The organism is Polaribacter irgensii 23-P (assembly GCF_000153225.1).
Taxonomy (GTDB): domain Bacteria; phylum Bacteroidota; class Bacteroidia; order Flavobacteriales; family Flavobacteriaceae; genus Polaribacter; species Polaribacter irgensii.
In genome coordinates this window covers 973419-991255 of record NZ_CH724148.1, presented here as the reverse complement: position 1 = coordinate 991255, position 17837 = coordinate 973419, and the positions used below count along the sequence as shown (strand labels likewise).

Below are 17837 nucleotides of genomic sequence, written 5' to 3'. Positions count from 1 at the left end.
TTTACCCTCTAAACACCTATTTTACGACTATATAAATTAAACGTTTTAAGCCACTAAAGTATATAATTATAGAGATACCCTAAACAAGTAAGGAAAGGTATGCGAGCGTCAAAAGCAATCTTCACTAAGGTTTCATATAATGATTAATACCTTTGTATTAAATATAACTCCTCTATTATATTAGGGCTAATAGAAAGTATAAAAAAGGTTTAACTTAAACACTATGTCTAAATTGATTTACATTTAATTACATAATAATTGTAACAGTATAAGTATATATAATTAATAGGGATTAACCATTTTACTAATTTATAAACGCCCACTATCATTAGATTTAGAAGAGGTGTTTTCATCTAAAAAATCACTTACCCATTTTACTAATTTTTAAGCACCTTTCTTTTTATTTGTATTATATTCCTTTTGCTTTCTTTGCTCTGTAGTTCCTGAGTATTCTTTAATTTTTTGATATATTTTGTTGAGTTCCGAACGCTTACTTAAATAGTTTTTAATCGTTGAAATAGATAAATTAGTAGCATTCTTTAAAATGATTTTATTCATCTTCTTTTGACTCAAATCATAGTCAATTAATGTTTTTTTAATCAACTCGTAATTTACCTCTGAAATCCCTCTATTAATTGCACCGTTAAGATGAGCTCTATTAATCTCTTTTCTTTTTTCAAAATCTACTTTCTACCAAACAAAATATGGATTCTTTAAATACCTTATTGTAGCGTTAGGTAAAACATCTGTTACATCTTTTAATTCTATTACTTTGTCAACAATATACTCATAACCAGAATTAGAAATCATACCTCTTTAGATATATTACGCATCCGTTTTGCAGCATCAGTTAACATATCTTTTACTGAATCTTCTGGAAACTGTTTATGAGCAGCTGCTATCTGATTCAAGAGCTTTTCAGTCTTATTCATTACTACATAACTCTCCCAAGTAGATTTGTTCGATATAAACCATTTAAAAATGGGTAGATCTCTTCCTAAATCTATCATTATAAACTCATTTCTATTATCCAACAATAACTTATTGTGCTTTCTAATTAAACTTGATTCTGTTTCTACAAATAAACGATCTCCTACATTCATGATTATGATGAATTAAAGAGTCAATCACTATGATTGACCTCTAAAGAGATAATCACTAAATAGAAATTTTTTTTTACTCAATACAATCGTATTAATGATGTTCGCCAATACGCACAAAGATTTATATTAAAACCAGAAACACTCTATTTATATACCTATTTACACCTATAAATATCTCAAAATAATTAAAAAAATTATTTAATAGTATTGAGAAGTGTTACCTACCGTTATTAAATTATGAGGTAAAAACTTGTGTAAAGTGCGGCAATAAGAAATTCTATACTACCACAACTAATTTTGAGAAGACTTGTACCAAATGTAAAACCAAATATAAAACTACCTATAATACAAGGTTTCATAATGTTCGATTTGGTCTGTTAAAAGCATTTCATATTTACATTGATGTTGTTTATGAAGAACCTCAGCCCACAGCATCTGAATTAGCAAAAAGATACAACTTAACATATAAGCCTACTTATAACTTTAAACAAAAAGTAATAATGAGCTTTGGCTTTATGAACTTAGAAAGTTATTTGAAAAAGAGAAAACTATCTGATGATAAAAAACTATAACGATACTTTAGAGAAATAAATTAATAGTTGATTTCTATTGATTAATCAAAGTAAGTGAAAATTAGATAAAGTACATTTCCAATTCATAAGGTTACATAGCTAACGAATGTTGGTTACAACTTCGTTTGAAAACACTTCAATTTTTCCAAGTGTGCCAAATGTGTGCCAAATACATCTAATATTTACTATATTCGGTTACCTCTTTGAAAGGTGTTGTAAGAGGATAAATAGTTCTAATTGAATTGTTAAATAGTGGTTTAAAGCCTATGTATAAACAGAAGAGGGTTAACAAAAAAAAGCCTCACATTTCTGTAAGGCTTTGATTTTAAAAGTGGTCCCACTTGGGCTCGAACCAAGGACCCTCTGATTATGAGTCAGATGCTCTAACCAGCTGAGCTATGGGACCAAAAATATTGGCTGCAAATGTACTCTTTATTTTAAAAGCATACAATAAAAAACAAGAATCTTAAACAGCTCTATTCATCAACCACAAACCAAAATCTTTGAGGCGTTTTTTATCTTCTTCTATCAAATCCATTTTCGTTAAAGTAGCAAATGCTTTCTCTGTGTAACTTTCTATTTCTTGCTTTATTAAATAAGGAATATCGTTCATTTCGAAAATTCTTCTTACCGCTCCGATCTTTACTGCATTTTCTTTTAGTTTCTTTTTGTAAAAATGCCGAAGCTTCCCGATATCCTCCTTTCCTGAGACCTCTAATGCCTTCAGATATAAATACGTTTTTTTATTTTCTATGATATCTCCTCCCACCTGTTTTCCAAATGTTTTTGGATCTCCAAACGTGTCTAAATAATCATCTTGCAGTTGAAAAGCCAATCCTAAATTTAGACCAAAATCATAAATTAACTGTGCATTTTCATCACTGGTTTCTGCTACAATTGCACCCATTTTTAAGGCTGCTGCCACTAACACAGAAGTTTTCAAGCGTATCATATTAATGTACTCTGGAATGGTCACGTTACTTCGCGTCTCAAAATCAACATCTAATTGCTGCCCGTCACAAACTTCCAGTGCTGTCTTGCTAAAAAGCTTTGCTAATTTTAGAAAAACGATGGAGTCATAATTCTCGAAATACTGGTAGGCCAAAATTAACATGGCATCTCCCGAGAGAATTCCTCTGTTCGTGTCCCATTTTTCGTGCACTGTTGGCTTTCCCCTTCTCAAAGGAGCAGCATCCATAATATCGTCATGCACCAGCGTAAAGTTATGAAAAACCTCTACTGCCAAAGCAGCAGGTAATGCTTTCTTAAAATCCCCAGAGAAAATGTCTGAAACCATTAAAGTCAACACAGGCCGAATTCTTTTTCCACCTAATTTTAAAATATAATCAATAGGCTCATACAAATTCTTAGGCTCGTGAATCCAATTTTTTGATTCTAGATAAGTGAGAAACTCTTTTTGATAATGTGCAATGTCCAAACTTCTAATTTTTTTTGTAAAAATAATATAAAGAAATGCTGCTTTTAGCATAAACGCTAAAAAATTAATAAAACTTTGGAAACTATTTTGGTTTCTAAAGTTTCCCTTTGTACCTTTGCACTCGATATGAAGGCTGAAATTTTAGAGAAATCAAACAAACTTTTTTTAAACCTGGGGTTTAAAAGTGTCACAATGGACGAAATTGCCAGTTCTCTCGGCGTTTCAAAGAAAACAATCTACAAATATTTTAAAAATAAAACACAACTCGTAGATGCGGTAACAGAGTATATCTTCGACACCATTTGCGAGGGTATTGATCGAATTTGTGCTTTAAACATGAATCCCATCGATGAATTGTTTTCGATAAAAAGACTCATTAGCGAGCATTTAAAAGATGAAAAGTCGTCACCACAATACCAACTCCAAAAATATTACCCGAAAATTTACGCTTCTCTAAAACAAAAACAGTTTCAAATAATGCAGACTTGTGTGATAGACAATCTTAAAAAAGGAATGGTAACAGGAATGTATCGCGCAGACATCGATGTGCAATTTATTTCTCGCATCTATTTTAATGGCATGTTGGGAATTAAAGACAAAGATCTTTTTCCCTTGAATATGTACGCGATACAAACGTTGATGAATTATTATCTAGAATATCATTTACGTGCGATTAGCACAGAAAAAGGGTTAAAACAATTAGAGAACCAATTAAAATTGAAATAAAAAATAATATGAAAAAATTAATCCTGGCATGCATTGGTACCTGTTTTTTTGCTACTATTTCAGCGCAAGAAAAAATACAACAGCTCTCTCTGAAAGAAGCCATCAGTTTTGCTTTAGAGCATAGTTACAACTCAAAAACTGCTAAAAACGACATTAATTCCGCAAAGGAAAAAGTTTGGGAAACCACAACGATTGGCTTACCTCAGATCAATGCGCAAGTAAATTATCAAAATTTTCTGAGACAACCCGTTTCTTTATTACCCGCCGCAGCTTTTGACAACACTACTTCTGTTGTAGAAACGGTAGAAGACTTTTTCGATTTAACGCCAAACAGCACGCCCACACCGGCAGACGGATTTATCCCTGTAGTATTCGGAACGAAACAAAATATAAATGCTTCAGTTACATTGACCCAACTTTTATTTGATGGTTCTTATTTAGTGGGATTACAAGCGTCTAAAACTTTCTTAAAAATATCTAAACAGGCAGAAGAGAAGACAGAATTACTTACCAGAGAGGCTGTAATTAATGCATACGGAAATGTTTTAGTCACAGAAAAAAGCATGGAAATTCTAGCGGGAAATGTCAGCATTTTAAAGAAAAATTTTCATGATGCGCAACAAATTTATGAAAATGGATTGAATGAAGAAGAAGATGTAGAGCAATTAGAAATCACTTTAGGAAACCTAAAAAATCAACTAAATAGTGTCACCCGGATGAAAGCAATCGCATATCAAATGCTAAACCTTTCTTTAGGCAATCCAATAACTACAAAATTAATTTTAACCGACTCTTTAGACGGGTTAGCAGAGGACAATATCAATCTAGAATTAATTGGAACGGCTTTTGATTTGACAAATCACATCGATTTTAAAATTTCTGAAAACGATAGAGAAACCAAACGTTTGATGATGAAATATGAACAAAGCAAAGCGTTGCCCAGTTTAAGTGCATTTGTAAATTATGGAAGTCAGGCTTTTTCAGACTCTTTTTCATTTTTCGAAACCAATCAACCCTGGTTCAACTCCTCTCTTTTAGGAGTGAGTTTAAACGTTCCTATTTTTAGTAGTTTTGCAAGAAAATCGAGAACTGCGCAGGCAAAAATAGCATTAGAAAATGCGGATGTAAGATTGGAAGAAATCAAGCAAAAACTCTCTTTACAAGCACAAACAGCAAAAAACGACTATCAATTGAGCATTGAAAATTATCAAACTTCCAAAAAAAATGTGGGACTGGCAGAAAGAATAGAAAAGAAACAACGCGTAAAGTTTTTTGAAGGAATTTCTTCAAGTTTTGATTTATTACAAGCGCAGAACCAATTGTATGCACAACAACAAAATTACATTCAATCTATGCTCGCTGTGATTGCCAACAAAGCAACTTTAGAAAACGCCTTAAACATTCCTATTAAATAAAAAATTATGAAAAATATATTTATTACACTTTTAACAGCACTCGCACTAAGCTCTTGTGCAGAAAAAACAGAAGTTTCCTTGGAAACCCTCTTAGCAACCAATGATGTAGCTCAAATAAAAACTAGAAAAGCAGCCATGGACGCCGAGCAACAACTGTTGTCTACAAGTCTAAAAGCAATTAATGATAAATTAGATGCCCTCGTAGAGAATAAAAACATCCCATTAATAACCGCGTTAACGGTAAAAGAAACCGTTTTTACGCACTATATAGAATTGCAAGGGAATGTTCAAACAAAACAAAACATTCTCATCTACCCAGAACTTCCTGGAATTATAAAAACCATGTTCGTAAAAGAAGGGCAACAAGTAGTTAAAGGACAGGTTTTAGCAAACATTGAAGATGGTGGCATGTCTGCGCAGTTAGCACAAATAGAAGCAAACGCACAATTGGCAAAAACTACCTATACACGTCAGAAAAGGCTGTGGGATCAAAAAATAGGTTCGGAAATACAATTCTTACAAGCACAAACCGCCTATGAAGCTCAAAAAAGTGCGGTAAATCAATTGAAAAGCCAATTGGAAAAAGCCACTATTATCGCACCCTTTTCAGGTACTATTGATGCTATTTTTCAAGAAAAAGGAACCGTGGTAGTGCCCGGACAAGGAGTTCCTGTTTTTAGAATTATAAACCTGTCTCATATGTATATCGAAACAGAAGTTCCAGAAACCTATTTGGTAAGCATTACTAAAAACAAAGCGGTAGAAGTTAATTTCCCCGTGTTAGGAACTACATTGCAAACGAAAGTGAGACAAGTAGGTAATTATATCAATCCTAGTAACCGCTCTTTTAAGATAGAAATTGACGTACCAAATAATGCGGGTGCTATCAAACCAAATTTAACCGCAAGACTGAAAATAAACGATTATACAAATGCCAAAGCTATTTTAATACCGCAAAGTATCATCTCAGAAAACGCTAAAGGTGAACAATTTGTATACATCCTTAAAGACAAGAAAAAGAACAACGAAGCTACTGCTGAGAGGTTGGTAATCGCAACTGGAAAAACACAGGGAGATTTCATCGAAATAACAGCACATCTTTCTCCAGGTTCGGAAATAATTATGGAAGGTGCAAGAAGTGTAAATAATGGTCAGATCGTAAGAGTGATCAACAACTAGCAGAAAAAAAATGAAAAAAAACAAACAAGTGGACAAAGAGTTTAAACTCTCTTCTTGGGCCATAAATAATAAGACAACCATCTATGCATTGATGGCCGTGATTCTTTTTTTAGGAGTTTCTGCCTATTTTACAATGCCAAGAGAAAATTTTCCAGAAATAAACGAAACTAAAATTTATATCAGTTCTGTATACCCTGGAAATACCGCAGAAGATATTGAGAAATTAATAACAAACCCGCTAGAGGAGAAACTAAAGTCTGTTAGCAATGTTGTAGAAATCACCTCTACTTCGCAAGAAGATTACTCTATAATTACCGTGGAATTTGACGAGAGTATTTCTGTAGACAAAGCCAAGCAACAGGTAAAAGATGAAATAGACCAAGAAACTGCAGGTGAGGACTGGCCAACATTTAACGGTGCAAAAGTAACGCCAAATGTATTTGAGCTGAGCATGTCTGAGGAGGTGCCCATTTTAAACATTAACATTTCTGGAAACTACCCGGTTTCTAAGTTGAAAGAATTCGGAGAATACCTACAAGACGAAATTGAAGATCTTACTGAAATTAAAAAAGTAGCCATCCGTGGTGCACAAGATAAAGAAGTAGAAGTAGCCGTTGATATTTATAAAATGATGGCTGCTAAGGTTAGTTTTGATGACATTACAAATGCTATAAACCGTGGAAATATAACCATGTCTGCAGGAAATTTTATTACAAGTCAGCAAAGAAGAACCGTGCGTATTATTGGAGAAATTGACCGCCCTTCAGACTTGGGGAATTTTGTTATCAAAGCAGAAAAAGGCAACCCTATTTACTTAAAAGATGTTGCAGAAATAGCCTTTAAAGACAAAGATAAGACTACCTATGCAAGAGAAAATGGCGCGACTGTTGTCATGTTAGATGTTAAAAAAAGAGCTGGGCAAAATATGGTGACCGCCGCAGATAAAATTGGCGTCATTGTAAAAAATGCCAAAGAAAATTTTTTCCCGAAAGATTTAAACGTGAGCATTACAAATGATCAATCACCTAAAACAATTGGGCAGGTTGATGATCTTGTAAACAACATCATTTTTGGTGTTATTTTAGTAGTCATTGTATTGATGTTTTTCCTTGGTTTTAAAAATGCTCTTTTTGTTGGCTTTGCCATCCCAATGTCTATGTTTATGTCTTTGATGATTTTAGGAGCCTTGGGATATACCTTAAATACCATGGTTCTTTTTGGACTCATCATGGGACTTGGAATGCTAGTCGATAACGGAATTGTAGTGGTTGAAAACGTCTATCGCCTTATGGATGAAGAAGGCATGTCTAGAACCGAAGCTGCCAAAAAAGGAATTGGAGAAATTGCTTTTCCTATTATTATTTCTACCGCAACCACCGTAGCTGCTTTCATTCCTTTGGGTCTTTGGCCAGGAATTATGGGACAATTTATGGTAATTCTGCCGATTACTTTATCCATTGTATTAGGTTCTTCTTTATTTGTTGCTATTTTCTTTAACTCGGTATTGGTCTCTCAATTTATGACCACAGAAGACAAGGACATGCCACTTAAAAGTATTGTTAGACTCACCAGTATTATGACCGTTATAGGCTTGCTCATATTCTTCTTTGGAGGTGCGTACAAAGCGCTGGGAACTCTGATCGTATTCACGGCAATTATGTTGTGGGTATATCGATTAGTTCTCAGAAAAGCGGCAAATTCTTTTCAAAAGAACACCTTGGTTTCTTTAGAAAACTGGTACGAACGACAATTAAAGAAAGCACTTACTACCTGGAGACCCTATGTATTAGTAGCAGGAACTTTTGTATTGCTTTTTATCGCTTTTGCCGGTTTTGGATGGTCTTTAGGTGAACAAAGAACTAAAGTTGAGTTTTTTCCAGACAACAAACCAAATCAAATTATTGTGTACATTGAATATCCTGAGGGAACGGATATCGAAAAAACAAATAAAATTACCAAAGAGATTGAGCAAAAAGTATCAGGGGTTTTAAATCAAGACAGCTATACAGACGACGGCTACAATTTTATGGTAGAAAGTACCGTATCTCAAGTAGGTGCAGGTGCAGGAAACCCACAAACAGATGGCGGTTCTTCTGCAGAAATGCCCCACAAAGGAAAAATCACAGCTTCCATGCGGGAGTATAAATACCGAAGAGGAAAAGACAGTGAAGTGCTTCGACAAAAAGTACAAGCCGCTTTGGTTGGAATCTATCCTGGTGTCTTAATTTCGGTAGAAAAAGATGCCAATGGCCCCCCTACAGGTGCACCCATCAATATTGAGTTGAATGGTGAAGATTACGAAGAACTAATTTTTACTGCAGAGCGCATGCGTGACTATTTAAATACCCAAAGTATTTTAGGAGTCGATGAGTTAAAAATTGATGTAAATAAATCTAAACCAGGAATGCAAGTGCTAGTAGACCGAAAAAAAGCAGGTGAATTAGGTGTTTCTACAGGGCAGGTTGGACAACAATTAAGGGCTTCTATTTTTGGAAACAAAGCGGGCGTTTATAAAGAGAACGGTGAAGATTACGATATTTACGTGCGTTTTAACAAGGAAGATCGCTACAATAAAAGCGCCGTCTTCAATCAAAAAATAACCTTTAGAGATCAAGCAACTGGTAAAATTAAAGAAATACCCGTCTCTGCGGTTGCCGAGCAAACTAACAGCTCTGGCTTTAGCGCCATCAAACACAAAGATGTTAAAAGAGTGGTTACCGTATACTCTGCGCTATCTCCGGGAGAAACAGATGCAGGCGCCGTGGTTGCAAAAATTCAAAATTCCATGAAGAATTTTAAGAATTTACCACAAGAAATTCACATCGACTATACAGGTCAAATTGAAGAACAAAACAAGCAAATGACATTTTTGGTAGGTGCCTTCTTTACCGGTTTGATGCTCATTTTCTTTATTCTTATTTTTCAATTTAATTCGGTTTCAAAACCAGGAATTATAATGTTGGCGATCTTTTTGAGTTTTATTGGTGTCTTTGGAGGCTTGGTGATCACCGGTGCCCCTTTTGTAATCATGATGACCATGGTGGGAATTATTTCCTTGGCAGGAATTGTAGTGAACAATGGTGTGGTGCTGTTGGATTATGCAGAGCTGTTAATTGACCGAAGAAAGTTAGAAGATGGCATCTCCAAATCGGCATATTTGCCATTGGAAAGCTTGTATGAGACTGTTGTAAAAGCTGGAAAAGCGCGTTTAAGACCCGTCTTACTAACAGCCATCACAACTATTTTAGGACTTATTCCACTAGCCATTGGACTGAACATCAACTTCTTTACTTTATTTAGTGAGTTTGATGCCAACGTTTATATGGGAGGTGATAACGTTGTCTTCTGGGGTCCTTTGGCCAAAACCGTTATTTATGGACTTTTGATTGCGACCTTTTTAACCTTAATTGTAGTTCCCATTTTATTCTTTTTAATCACGAAATTTAAAATGAGAATAAAAGGATTGTTGAAAGAGGAAAGTGCAACGATACAAGTAGAAAATTAAGTAGCACCCTAATTTATATTTAAAAGAGGATGAAATTATTTCGAATTCATCCTCTTTTTGTATTTTCGATGCGATGTTTGAAAAAAAGAAAAAAGCTTTTACCGTTACTGAAATTAAACGAAAATTAGAGAATTACTGCGTCTACCAAGATCGATGTCACAAAGAAGTGGAACAGAAAATGCGAGAATACAGCGTAATCCCTGAAGCACGAGAACTCATTCTTTTGAGTTTAATGAAAGACAACTTTTTAAACGAGGAACGCTTTGCTAAGAGCTATGCGCGTGGGAAATTTAGAATTAAAAGCTGGGGAAAACAGCGCATTATTAGAGAGCTAAAATTTAGAGATATTTCTGCATACAATCTAAAAACAGCCCTCAAAGAGATTGACGAAACCGAATACATTGCTACCATTTACAGAATTACTGAAAACAGAAACGAAGTACTATCAGAAACAGACCTCTACAAAAGAAAAAAGAAATTGATTGATTTTTTAATGCGCAAAGGCTTTGAAAATGAGCTAATCTATAAAGTTGTTGCAGAAGTTACCTCCTAATTCCTTTCTCAAAAGGTACAAACAAACAACTCCAAGCAGCACTTCAAAATGATTGTGTGCTTCTGTGTTTTCTGTTCCTTAAAAATTATGGTTTTTACCAGAGCACAGTTTCTGTTCTGTTCTTAAAAACACTTGCTGCTACTCCAGAGCTTTAAAAACTATTCTAGATACTTTTTTAAAAACAGCGAATCCTTTTTCTTTTTTATGGCAATGACCGCTTGAATGTCTTCATTTGGAATTGGAATTGACAATACATATTGTTTTATTCTCCAAACACCTCCTGTTTTCTTTAATACTCCAGCACCTCTACAAGTGCCCATCCAGGTCTCTAGAAGTTCATCAAACCAAACAAAGTCTACGGTATCATCGACGTGTACATTGCGTTCTAACGTCTTAAAAGACCAAGCTTTACCCTTGTCGAAATAAGGTTTGCTAAATGCTTGAAACTGTGTTTTTGTCCAAACCTCCTCTGCGGCAGTTCCTATGAAAACAGAAAGGCTATCCATTGCAGCAAAATAATTTTCAAAGTTTGCGTCTGTAGCTGCTTGATGCCAAGCTCCTAAAAAGGTATGCACTTCTTTTCTGACCTGCGCTTTGTCTACTTTTACAGCATTACAGGAAGCGCAAAAATGCAGAGTGATGCATATGATAATTAATCTCTTCATGTTTATTGGTCACTAGCGGCAGTAGGCTTGTCTGCTTTCTTCGTTTGAAATGGCGTTTCTTTTTTCCCCTCCTTTGTCTCCACATCTTGAAATTTAGAAAGCGGTTCCTTTTTAATGAAAATACTCTTATCTTTTTTATTCAATCCCGCAGAGTTTTCTTTCGTGTTCTTTGATGTTTCTCGTTTTATATACACTTCTTTTCTAGAAACAGCTTCTAATCGACTGGTATCTAAACCAATAAAATCTACTTTTATATCAATCTCGTCTTCAAAATTCAACTTTGCAACAACTGTATTTATTTTAATGTTTACACTTGAAAATGCCAACATGGTTTTAGACACTTGTGTGTTTACTTCATTTGGTTTTACTGCAGCGATCTCTGTTAAATCTACCAATCGCAAAACCTCATTGTAGAGAATGTTCACACGGGCATTAAAAGCAGGAGTCTTGAAATGCTCTGGCTGCACACTGTCGATAAGATGTTTTATCAAATCTTTTAACTCAACGGCATTGCTCAATGCCTCGTTGGGTGTAATGTTTCGATACCTCACAAAAAAAGAATCTATTGCCTTGAGCTCTTTCCAGTCTTTTATCGCTGCTGCATATCGTGGATTTACATTTTCTGTAGCCTTGTGCTTCTGCACAACACCCATTAAAGGTTTCGGTTTTTTTGCCTTCTCAGTCTCCTTATTGTCCCCACAAGAAATCACAAAAAGTAAGCATGCTAAGAAGTATATATATTTTGCCATTGCGTTTAAAATGGTAAAAATACACAAATTATCAGCAACAGATAACACTTTCAAAAAACCTAAAAAACCTTCAAAAAAAAGCCAAAAATTATGCAATAATAATTTTATTAAAATATAATTACGAATACTTAAATTAATTACCTTTGTTTTTGATTTTAATTTAACTTCAGCAATGAGTGAAATAATTCTAATTATAGGTGCTAGTGGACAGATTGGCAACGAGCTCACGCAAGAGCTGCGCACAATCTACGGAAACAGTAATGTGATTGCTTCTGATATCAAAGAAGGAAGTGAAGAAATGATGAGTTCTGGGCCTTTCGAAATGATGGATGCAACGGACAAAGAAGGGATTTTAGGTATTGTAAAAAAACACAATGTTACACAGGTATACTTGTTAGCAGCAATGTTGTCTGTCACGGCAGAAAAACATCCTAAAAAAGCGTGGGATTTAAATATGAATTCTCTTTTAGGCGTGCTGGATTTGGCAAAAGAAAAACATATAAAACAGGTATTCTGGCCGAGCTCTATTGCTGTTTTTGGTTCTACGACTCCCAAAGACAACACCCCACAAAAAACCATTATGGAACCTAGCACTGTTTACGGAATTAGCAAACTTTCAGGTGAATTTTGGTGCAATTATTACCATGAAAAGTATGGAGTAGATGTGCGTAGTATCCGATATCCTGGCATTATTTCTTGGAAGACAAAACCAGGAGGTGGCACCACAGACTATGCGATCGATATTTATTTTAAAGCACTAAAAGAGGGTGCTTATGAATGTTTCCTATCCGAAAATACACGTTTGCCAATGATGTATATGAATGACGCTGTAGCGGCAACCATACAGCTTATGCAGGCAAAGCACATAGATGTGAAACTTAGAACTGGATACAACTTAGGAGCCATCGATTTTACACCAAACGAAATGGCCCTAGAAATTAAAAAACACCTTCCCGATTTTAAAATCTCATATCACCCTGACTTCAGACAAGAAATAGCAGCAAGCTGGCCTTCCTCAATCGACGACTCAGCGGCTAGAACAGATTGGAACTGGCAACATAAATTTGATTTGTCTGCCATTACAACAGAAATGCTTAAAAATATAAAAACCGAAAGCATCGTGTAAGTTTCGTAAAACCTTACGTCTACCTGTGTATGAAAGAAATTATAGAAAATAGTTTGAAAAATACGCTTTCGTATGAAGGTTATAAAACTTTAGTACGCAATTTATTAGCGGATGGTAAAGCTACCGGAACAGAACAATCGGAAGCGCTGACAGACTATAGTTTATTGAACGATAGAAGAATGAAGCGCTTGGATAAAACGCTAAAACTTTCCGAGGTAACACTGCAAGAGTTTAAAAAAATTACGATTCCACAAACATGGTTAGTACTCACCGAAGGTTGGTGTGGAGATGCTGCACAAAACTTGCCTGTTCTCAATAAAATCGCTGCCACATCTGATAAAATTGATCTTAAAATAATTTTAAGAGATGACAATCTCCCACTAATGGATTTGTTTCTGACAAATGGAGGACGCAGTATTCCAAAATTAATTGCGCTAGACAAAGATAATAACGTGCTCAACTCTTGGGGACCTAGACCTGATACTGCTGCAAAAATGGTGGCAGATTACAAAGAAAAAAAAGGAATATTGGATTCACGGTTTAAAGAAGAATTGCAAGTTTGGTACAATAAAGACAAAGGGCAAAGTGTACAAGAAGATTTAATACGTTTGGTAACAAAATTTCCTGTGTAATATAAATACGCTTTTAAAAATAATAAAAAACCGCAAACTGAAAATCAGTTTGCGGTTTTTCTTTTGGTTATCTTTGTACTTTAAATAAATACAAATGTTTGTAAATTTTGACGAAATTCCCGAGGATGCTAAAGTATGGGTATACCCTTCGAGTAGAAAGTTTTATCCAAATGAAATCCCGGAAATAGAAGAAAAAATAAAGACTTTTATTGCGGAATGGAAAGCAGATGATGCAAGTTTTAAGGCTTCCTATCAATTTTTATACAATCGGTTTCTTGTAATTACAGCTGATGACATCACCACTCCCCTAAAAAACAGTGATATCGACGACTCTGTTGCTTTTATTTTAAGCTTGCAAGAGACATACGAGGTCGCTCTTTTAGATCGCATGAACATTTGTTTTAAACAGGGAGAATTTGTGCAATACAAAGATTTAAAAGACTTTAAAAAGTTATTAAAAAATAAAGCTTTGACTGGAAAATCTATTATTTTTGATAATCTGATTACCACAAAACAAGATTTTGAAAATTTATGGGAAATACCAATTGAAGAAAGTTGGTACAGTCGTTTTTTAAAATAGACCGTATCAAAGGAAACGATTCCCGTTCTCTAATTCACTAAAAAAAGCAGGCATACAAGTATGAAATACGATTTTATTATAGCAGGTTCAGGATGTGCAGGATTAAGTTTACTGTATCACTTGTTACAAGAGCCTGCACTGCAAAATAAATCGATATTGGTTCTTGACAAAGAGCAAAAGAACAGCAATGACAGAACCTGGTGTTTCTGGGAAAAAAAACCAGGACCCTTTGAAGCGATTGTGCATGCAAAATGGAATACACTAGAATTTCTATCGACAAACTACAAAGCGCAATTAGATTTAGCGGCCTACACTTACAAAATGATTCAGGGAATTGACTTCTATGAATACGTACTAAAACTCGCCAAAGAATTTCCTAATGTGTCCTTTTTAAAAGAGCCAATTCTTTCCATAACGACTGCTAAAAACTCAGCAATTGTAACCACGGAAGAAAATACATATACCGGAACTTACGTCTTTAACTCCACCGCTATTTTTAACCCAAAAATAACGGAAGAAAACTCACTACTACAGCACTTTAAAGGATGGATCATCGAAACAAAAGAACCTGTTTTTGATCCTGAAATTGGAAGACTTATGGATTTTAGCGTTTCACAGGACAATGGTACCACTTTTATGTATGTTTTGCCAACGAGTAAAACAACGGCATTGATTGAGTATACCCTTTTTAGTAAAAAGATATTAGCGAAAGAAAAATACACCTCCGCCATTGAGAAATATATCAAAGAGGATTTAAATATTAACGATTATACAATTTCCCACGAAGAGTTTGGAGTGATTCCGATGTCTTTGGCGAAATTCCGGAAAAATCCGATAAAAAATGTAATCAATATTGGCACTGCAGGTGGTTTTACAAAAGCCAGTACTGGATATACCTTTCAATTCATTCAAAAGGATGTCGCTGAAATCGTAAAAAATTTAAAGGCGGGAAATAATATAAATACAGAAAGTGCTCTAAAAAAACAACGGTACGCTTGGTATGATCGGACTTTAATCGACGTGTTAATGACTGGAAAACTACCGGGAAGACAAGTTTTTTCGATGATTTTTAACAAAAATGAACCGGAGAAAATCTTGGCTTTTCTTGCCAATGAGAGCAAGTTTATAGACGATATTGCCATTATGAGCAGTCTTCCGATTGCGGCGTTTCTAACCTCTGGCATCAAACAACTTCTCGTTAAAAATTGAAACAAGTACATCTTTTTAAAACCAACATCTCTGGAATATCTCTTCCTGTAAAATTTACATTTCCTTTTTATTACAAACCCCACCTACTTGCAGAGATTGCCGCAAAAGAATTGCAAGATTACTTAGAACATCAGACAGACTTTGTACATAATTTTGGCTTAGAAGAAAGCTCAGACATACCAGCCGTAGGAAAAATGTTTGGCGTTCTTATTGTCAAAGATGCGCAGCACAACATCGGTTATATTGCGGCCTTTTCCGGAAAATTAGCCGATAAAAGTTTGCCTGAAAAGTTTGTTCCTCCCGTTTTTAATATGCGAACAGAAGGAAGTTTCTATCTCAAAGGAGAACTTGAAATTGACACTATAAATAGGCAATTAAGCAGCTTAAAGAACGATGCGAAATACCAAACCTTAAAAAAATCAGTTAAAGAAAACACCAAACTCATCGCAGATGACTTGGCATTTCAGCGAAAAAGACTGGTAATTTTTAAAAAAAACAGAAAAGCTGAAAAAAAGAAGGCAAGCACTACTTTAAATGATTCTGAGTTTGAAAAACTAACCCAAAAATTAACTCAACAGAGTTACAACGACCAATTTTTTCTTAAAGAATTACAAGTCTATTATCAAGAGAAAATTGAAGATATCAGCAAAGAGTGCGCACATATTTCTGGGAACATTGAAATGCTAAAAAAAGAACGGAAAGAAAAATCGAACTACTTACAGCAGACCTTATTTAGTAAATATGCCTTTTTAAATTCTAAAAAAGAATTGAAAAACTTACTCGACATTTTTAAGAATACTGCGATCCAACCTCCTGCTGGCTCTGGAGAGTGTGCCGCACCGAAACTCTTACAGTATGCATTTCAAAACAACCTGATGCCAATTACCATGGCAGAATTTTGGTGGGGAACCTCGCCAAACATGACTGTTCGGCAACACAAAAACTTCTATCCTGCTTGCCAAGGTAGGTGCAAACCCATCTTAACACACATGTTAGAAGACCTTCCAATGGATGCTAATTTGTTGTTGGAGAACTTATCTAAAGACAAAGAACTTGAAGTCATTTATGAGGATGCTGCCATGATTGTAGTGCACAAGCCCACCGAGCTGCTATCTGTTCCTGGCAAAGAAATTAAAGATGCTGTTTATACTCGGATGAAAGAAAAATACCCAAACGCAACAGGACCGCTAATCGTACACCGCTTAGACATGTCTACCTCTGGAATTTTACTCCTTACAAAGACAAAAGAAGCAAATAAAATATTACAAAGCCAATTTGTAAACAGAACGATTAAAAAACGCTATGTTGCGCTGTTAGACGGAAATTTATCTGAAGATAGCGGTACCATAAAATTACCACTGCGTGTAGATTTAGATGACCGCCCAAAGCAATTGGTAGACTTTAGCTATGGAAAAGCTGCCGAAACCACCTGGGAAGTTCTCGGTAGAGAAAACGGAAAAACACGTGTGTATTTTTATCCAGTTACTGGAAGAACACATCAATTAAGAGTGCATGCAGCGCACAAGAAAGGACTAAATACTCCTATTGTAGGTGACGACCTTTACGGAACCAAAGAAAATCGCCTCCATTTACACGCTGAATTCATCGAATTTCTGCACCCTACGACAAACAAAAAAATGAGTTTTACAGTTCCTCCTACGTTTTAGTTCCTTCTGAATTTTCTTTTAGTTTTTCAATAAAACCTTCTACTGACAATGCGTCATTTACAGAGAAATTACCAATTTTTGTTCTTCTTAAAGAAGATAAATATGCACCAGAATGCACTGCTTTTCCGAAATCAAAAGCCATCGATCGAATGTAAGTGCCTTTGCTGCAAATAATTCTAAAAGCTACCTCTGGCAAATCTATATTTGTGATTTCAAATTTAGAAACAGTCACTGTTCTTTCTTTAATTTCTGTAGTCTCTCCTTTTCTTGCCAACTCGTACAAGCGTTTTCCGTCTTTTTTAATTGCAGAAAAAATAGGCGGCTTTTGCTGAATTTCTCCCAGAAACTGTTGGGTCGTATCCCATATTAATTTTTCAGTAATATGTGCCGTAGGAAACGTGTTGTCAATTTCAGTTTCTAGATCGTAACTTGGCGTGGTTGCTCCCAACGTAAAAGTCCCAGTATATTCTTTCACCTGACCTTGGTAACTCTCTATTTGTTTGGTTTGTTTTCCGGTACAAATAATAAGTAAACCTGTTGCCAAAGGATCTAAAGTTCCGGCATGACCTACTTTAATTTTTTTAATATTGAAGTGCTGTCGTATTTCCCAACGTAATTTATTCACCACTTGAAAAGAGGACCAAGTAAGTGGTTTGTCGATCAGTAAAACTTGCCCATTTTTATATGCTTCTTCCGTCATTTGTCGCGAATTTTAGAT

The 17837-nt window shown here is 35.1% G+C and carries 16 protein-coding genes and 1 tRNA gene; 10 read left to right on the top strand and 7 right to left on the bottom strand.

Features of this window, described 5'->3' with window-relative positions; translation table 11 throughout:
- Positions 1-384 precede the first annotated feature (384 nt).
- From PI23P_RS12670 to PI23P_RS04370, 4 genes are all read right to left on the bottom strand, one after another.
- Complete coding sequence (locus tag PI23P_RS12670; RefSeq protein WP_004569538.1) at positions 385-558, bottom strand: hypothetical protein; 174 nt, start codon at positions 556-558, stop codon at positions 385-387.
- Positions 559-806: 248 nt separating this feature from the next.
- Positions 807-1103 (bottom strand): hypothetical protein, encoded by a 297-nt coding sequence (locus PI23P_RS04380; RefSeq protein WP_004569536.1) that lies wholly within the window; start codon positions 1101-1103, stop codon positions 807-809.
- Between the two features lie 904 nt (positions 1104-2007).
- Positions 2008-2081 (bottom strand) — tRNA-Ile (locus PI23P_RS04375).
- Positions 2082-2141: 60 nt separating this feature from the next.
- Positions 2142-3164, bottom strand: coding sequence for a polyprenyl synthetase family protein (locus tag PI23P_RS04370; RefSeq protein ID WP_004569535.1), 1023 nt, complete (start codon positions 3162-3164; stop codon positions 2142-2144).
- Between the two features lie 75 nt (positions 3165-3239).
- Here PI23P_RS04370 and PI23P_RS04365 point away from each other — a divergent pair, with 75 nt between their 5' ends.
- The 5 genes from PI23P_RS04365 to PI23P_RS04345 all read left to right on the top strand — a co-directional run bounded on the left by PI23P_RS04365 (position 3240) and on the right by PI23P_RS04345 (position 10491).
- Entirely contained in the window at positions 3240-3839 is a 600-nt protein-coding gene (locus PI23P_RS04365) for a TetR/AcrR family transcriptional regulator (RefSeq protein WP_004569534.1), read from the top strand.
- A gap of 8 nt (positions 3840-3847) precedes the next feature.
- Positions 3848-5254, top strand: coding sequence for a TolC family protein (locus PI23P_RS04360; protein ID WP_004569533.1), 1407 nt, complete (start codon positions 3848-3850; stop codon positions 5252-5254).
- Between the two features lie 6 nt (positions 5255-5260).
- Complete coding sequence (locus PI23P_RS04355) at positions 5261-6433, top strand: efflux RND transporter periplasmic adaptor subunit (protein ID WP_004569532.1); 1173 nt, start codon at positions 5261-5263, stop codon at positions 6431-6433.
- Between the two features lie 10 nt (positions 6434-6443).
- Entirely contained in the window at positions 6444-9938 is a 3495-nt protein-coding gene (locus tag PI23P_RS04350; RefSeq protein WP_004569531.1) for an efflux RND transporter permease subunit, read from the top strand.
- Positions 9939-10011: 73 nt separating this feature from the next.
- Positions 10012-10491 carry a regulatory protein RecX gene (locus PI23P_RS04345; protein ID WP_004569530.1) on the top strand — a complete coding sequence of 160 codons (480 nt, stop codon included), beginning with the start codon at positions 10012-10014 and terminating at the stop codon, positions 10489-10491.
- A 158-nt stretch (positions 10492-10649) separates the two neighbouring features.
- On the opposite strand, the gene PI23P_RS04340 is transcribed toward PI23P_RS04345, so the two are convergent.
- Together PI23P_RS04340 and PI23P_RS04335 are read right to left on the bottom strand one after the other, a co-directional pair.
- Positions 10650-11156, bottom strand: a complete 507-nt coding sequence (locus PI23P_RS04340; RefSeq protein WP_004569529.1) for a nuclear transport factor 2 family protein — start codon at positions 11154-11156, stop codon at positions 10650-10652.
- 2 nt (positions 11157-11158) lie between these two features.
- Positions 11159-11905, bottom strand: a complete 747-nt coding sequence (locus PI23P_RS04335) for a hypothetical protein (protein ID WP_155811759.1) — start codon at positions 11903-11905, stop codon at positions 11159-11161.
- 172 nt (positions 11906-12077) lie between these two features.
- Here PI23P_RS04335 and PI23P_RS04330 point away from each other — a divergent pair, with 172 nt between their 5' ends.
- From PI23P_RS04330 to PI23P_RS04310, 5 genes are all read left to right on the top strand, one after another.
- Positions 12078-13031 carry an NAD-dependent epimerase/dehydratase family protein gene (locus tag PI23P_RS04330; protein WP_004569527.1) on the top strand — a complete coding sequence of 318 codons (954 nt, stop codon included), beginning with the start codon at positions 12078-12080 and terminating at the stop codon, positions 13029-13031.
- 29 nt (positions 13032-13060) lie between these two features.
- On the top strand, positions 13061-13663 hold the full coding sequence (locus PI23P_RS04325; RefSeq protein WP_004569526.1) for a thioredoxin family protein: 603 nt from the start codon (positions 13061-13063) through the stop codon (positions 13661-13663).
- A gap of 94 nt (positions 13664-13757) precedes the next feature.
- Positions 13758-14243 carry a hypothetical protein gene (locus PI23P_RS04320; protein ID WP_004569525.1) on the top strand — a complete coding sequence of 162 codons (486 nt, stop codon included), beginning with the start codon at positions 13758-13760 and terminating at the stop codon, positions 14241-14243.
- A 60-nt stretch (positions 14244-14303) separates the two neighbouring features.
- Positions 14304-15452 (top strand): lycopene cyclase family protein, encoded by a 1149-nt coding sequence (locus PI23P_RS04315; protein ID WP_004569524.1) that lies wholly within the window; start codon positions 14304-14306, stop codon positions 15450-15452.
- The gene (locus PI23P_RS04310; RefSeq protein WP_004569523.1) at positions 15449-17119 is read left to right on the top strand and encodes an RluA family pseudouridine synthase; all 1671 of its coding nucleotides are present in this window, start codon (positions 15449-15451) and stop codon (positions 17117-17119) included. The genes PI23P_RS04315 and PI23P_RS04310 overlap by 4 nt, the downstream gene beginning before the upstream one ends.
- Here the strand turns inward: PI23P_RS04310 and truB are convergent.
- Positions 17109-17819, bottom strand: a complete 711-nt coding sequence (truB, locus tag PI23P_RS04305; RefSeq protein ID WP_004569522.1) for a tRNA pseudouridine(55) synthase TruB — start codon at positions 17817-17819, stop codon at positions 17109-17111. The two genes, PI23P_RS04310 and truB, sit on opposite strands and share 11 nt — an antisense overlap.
- Positions 17820-17837 lie beyond the last annotated feature (18 nt).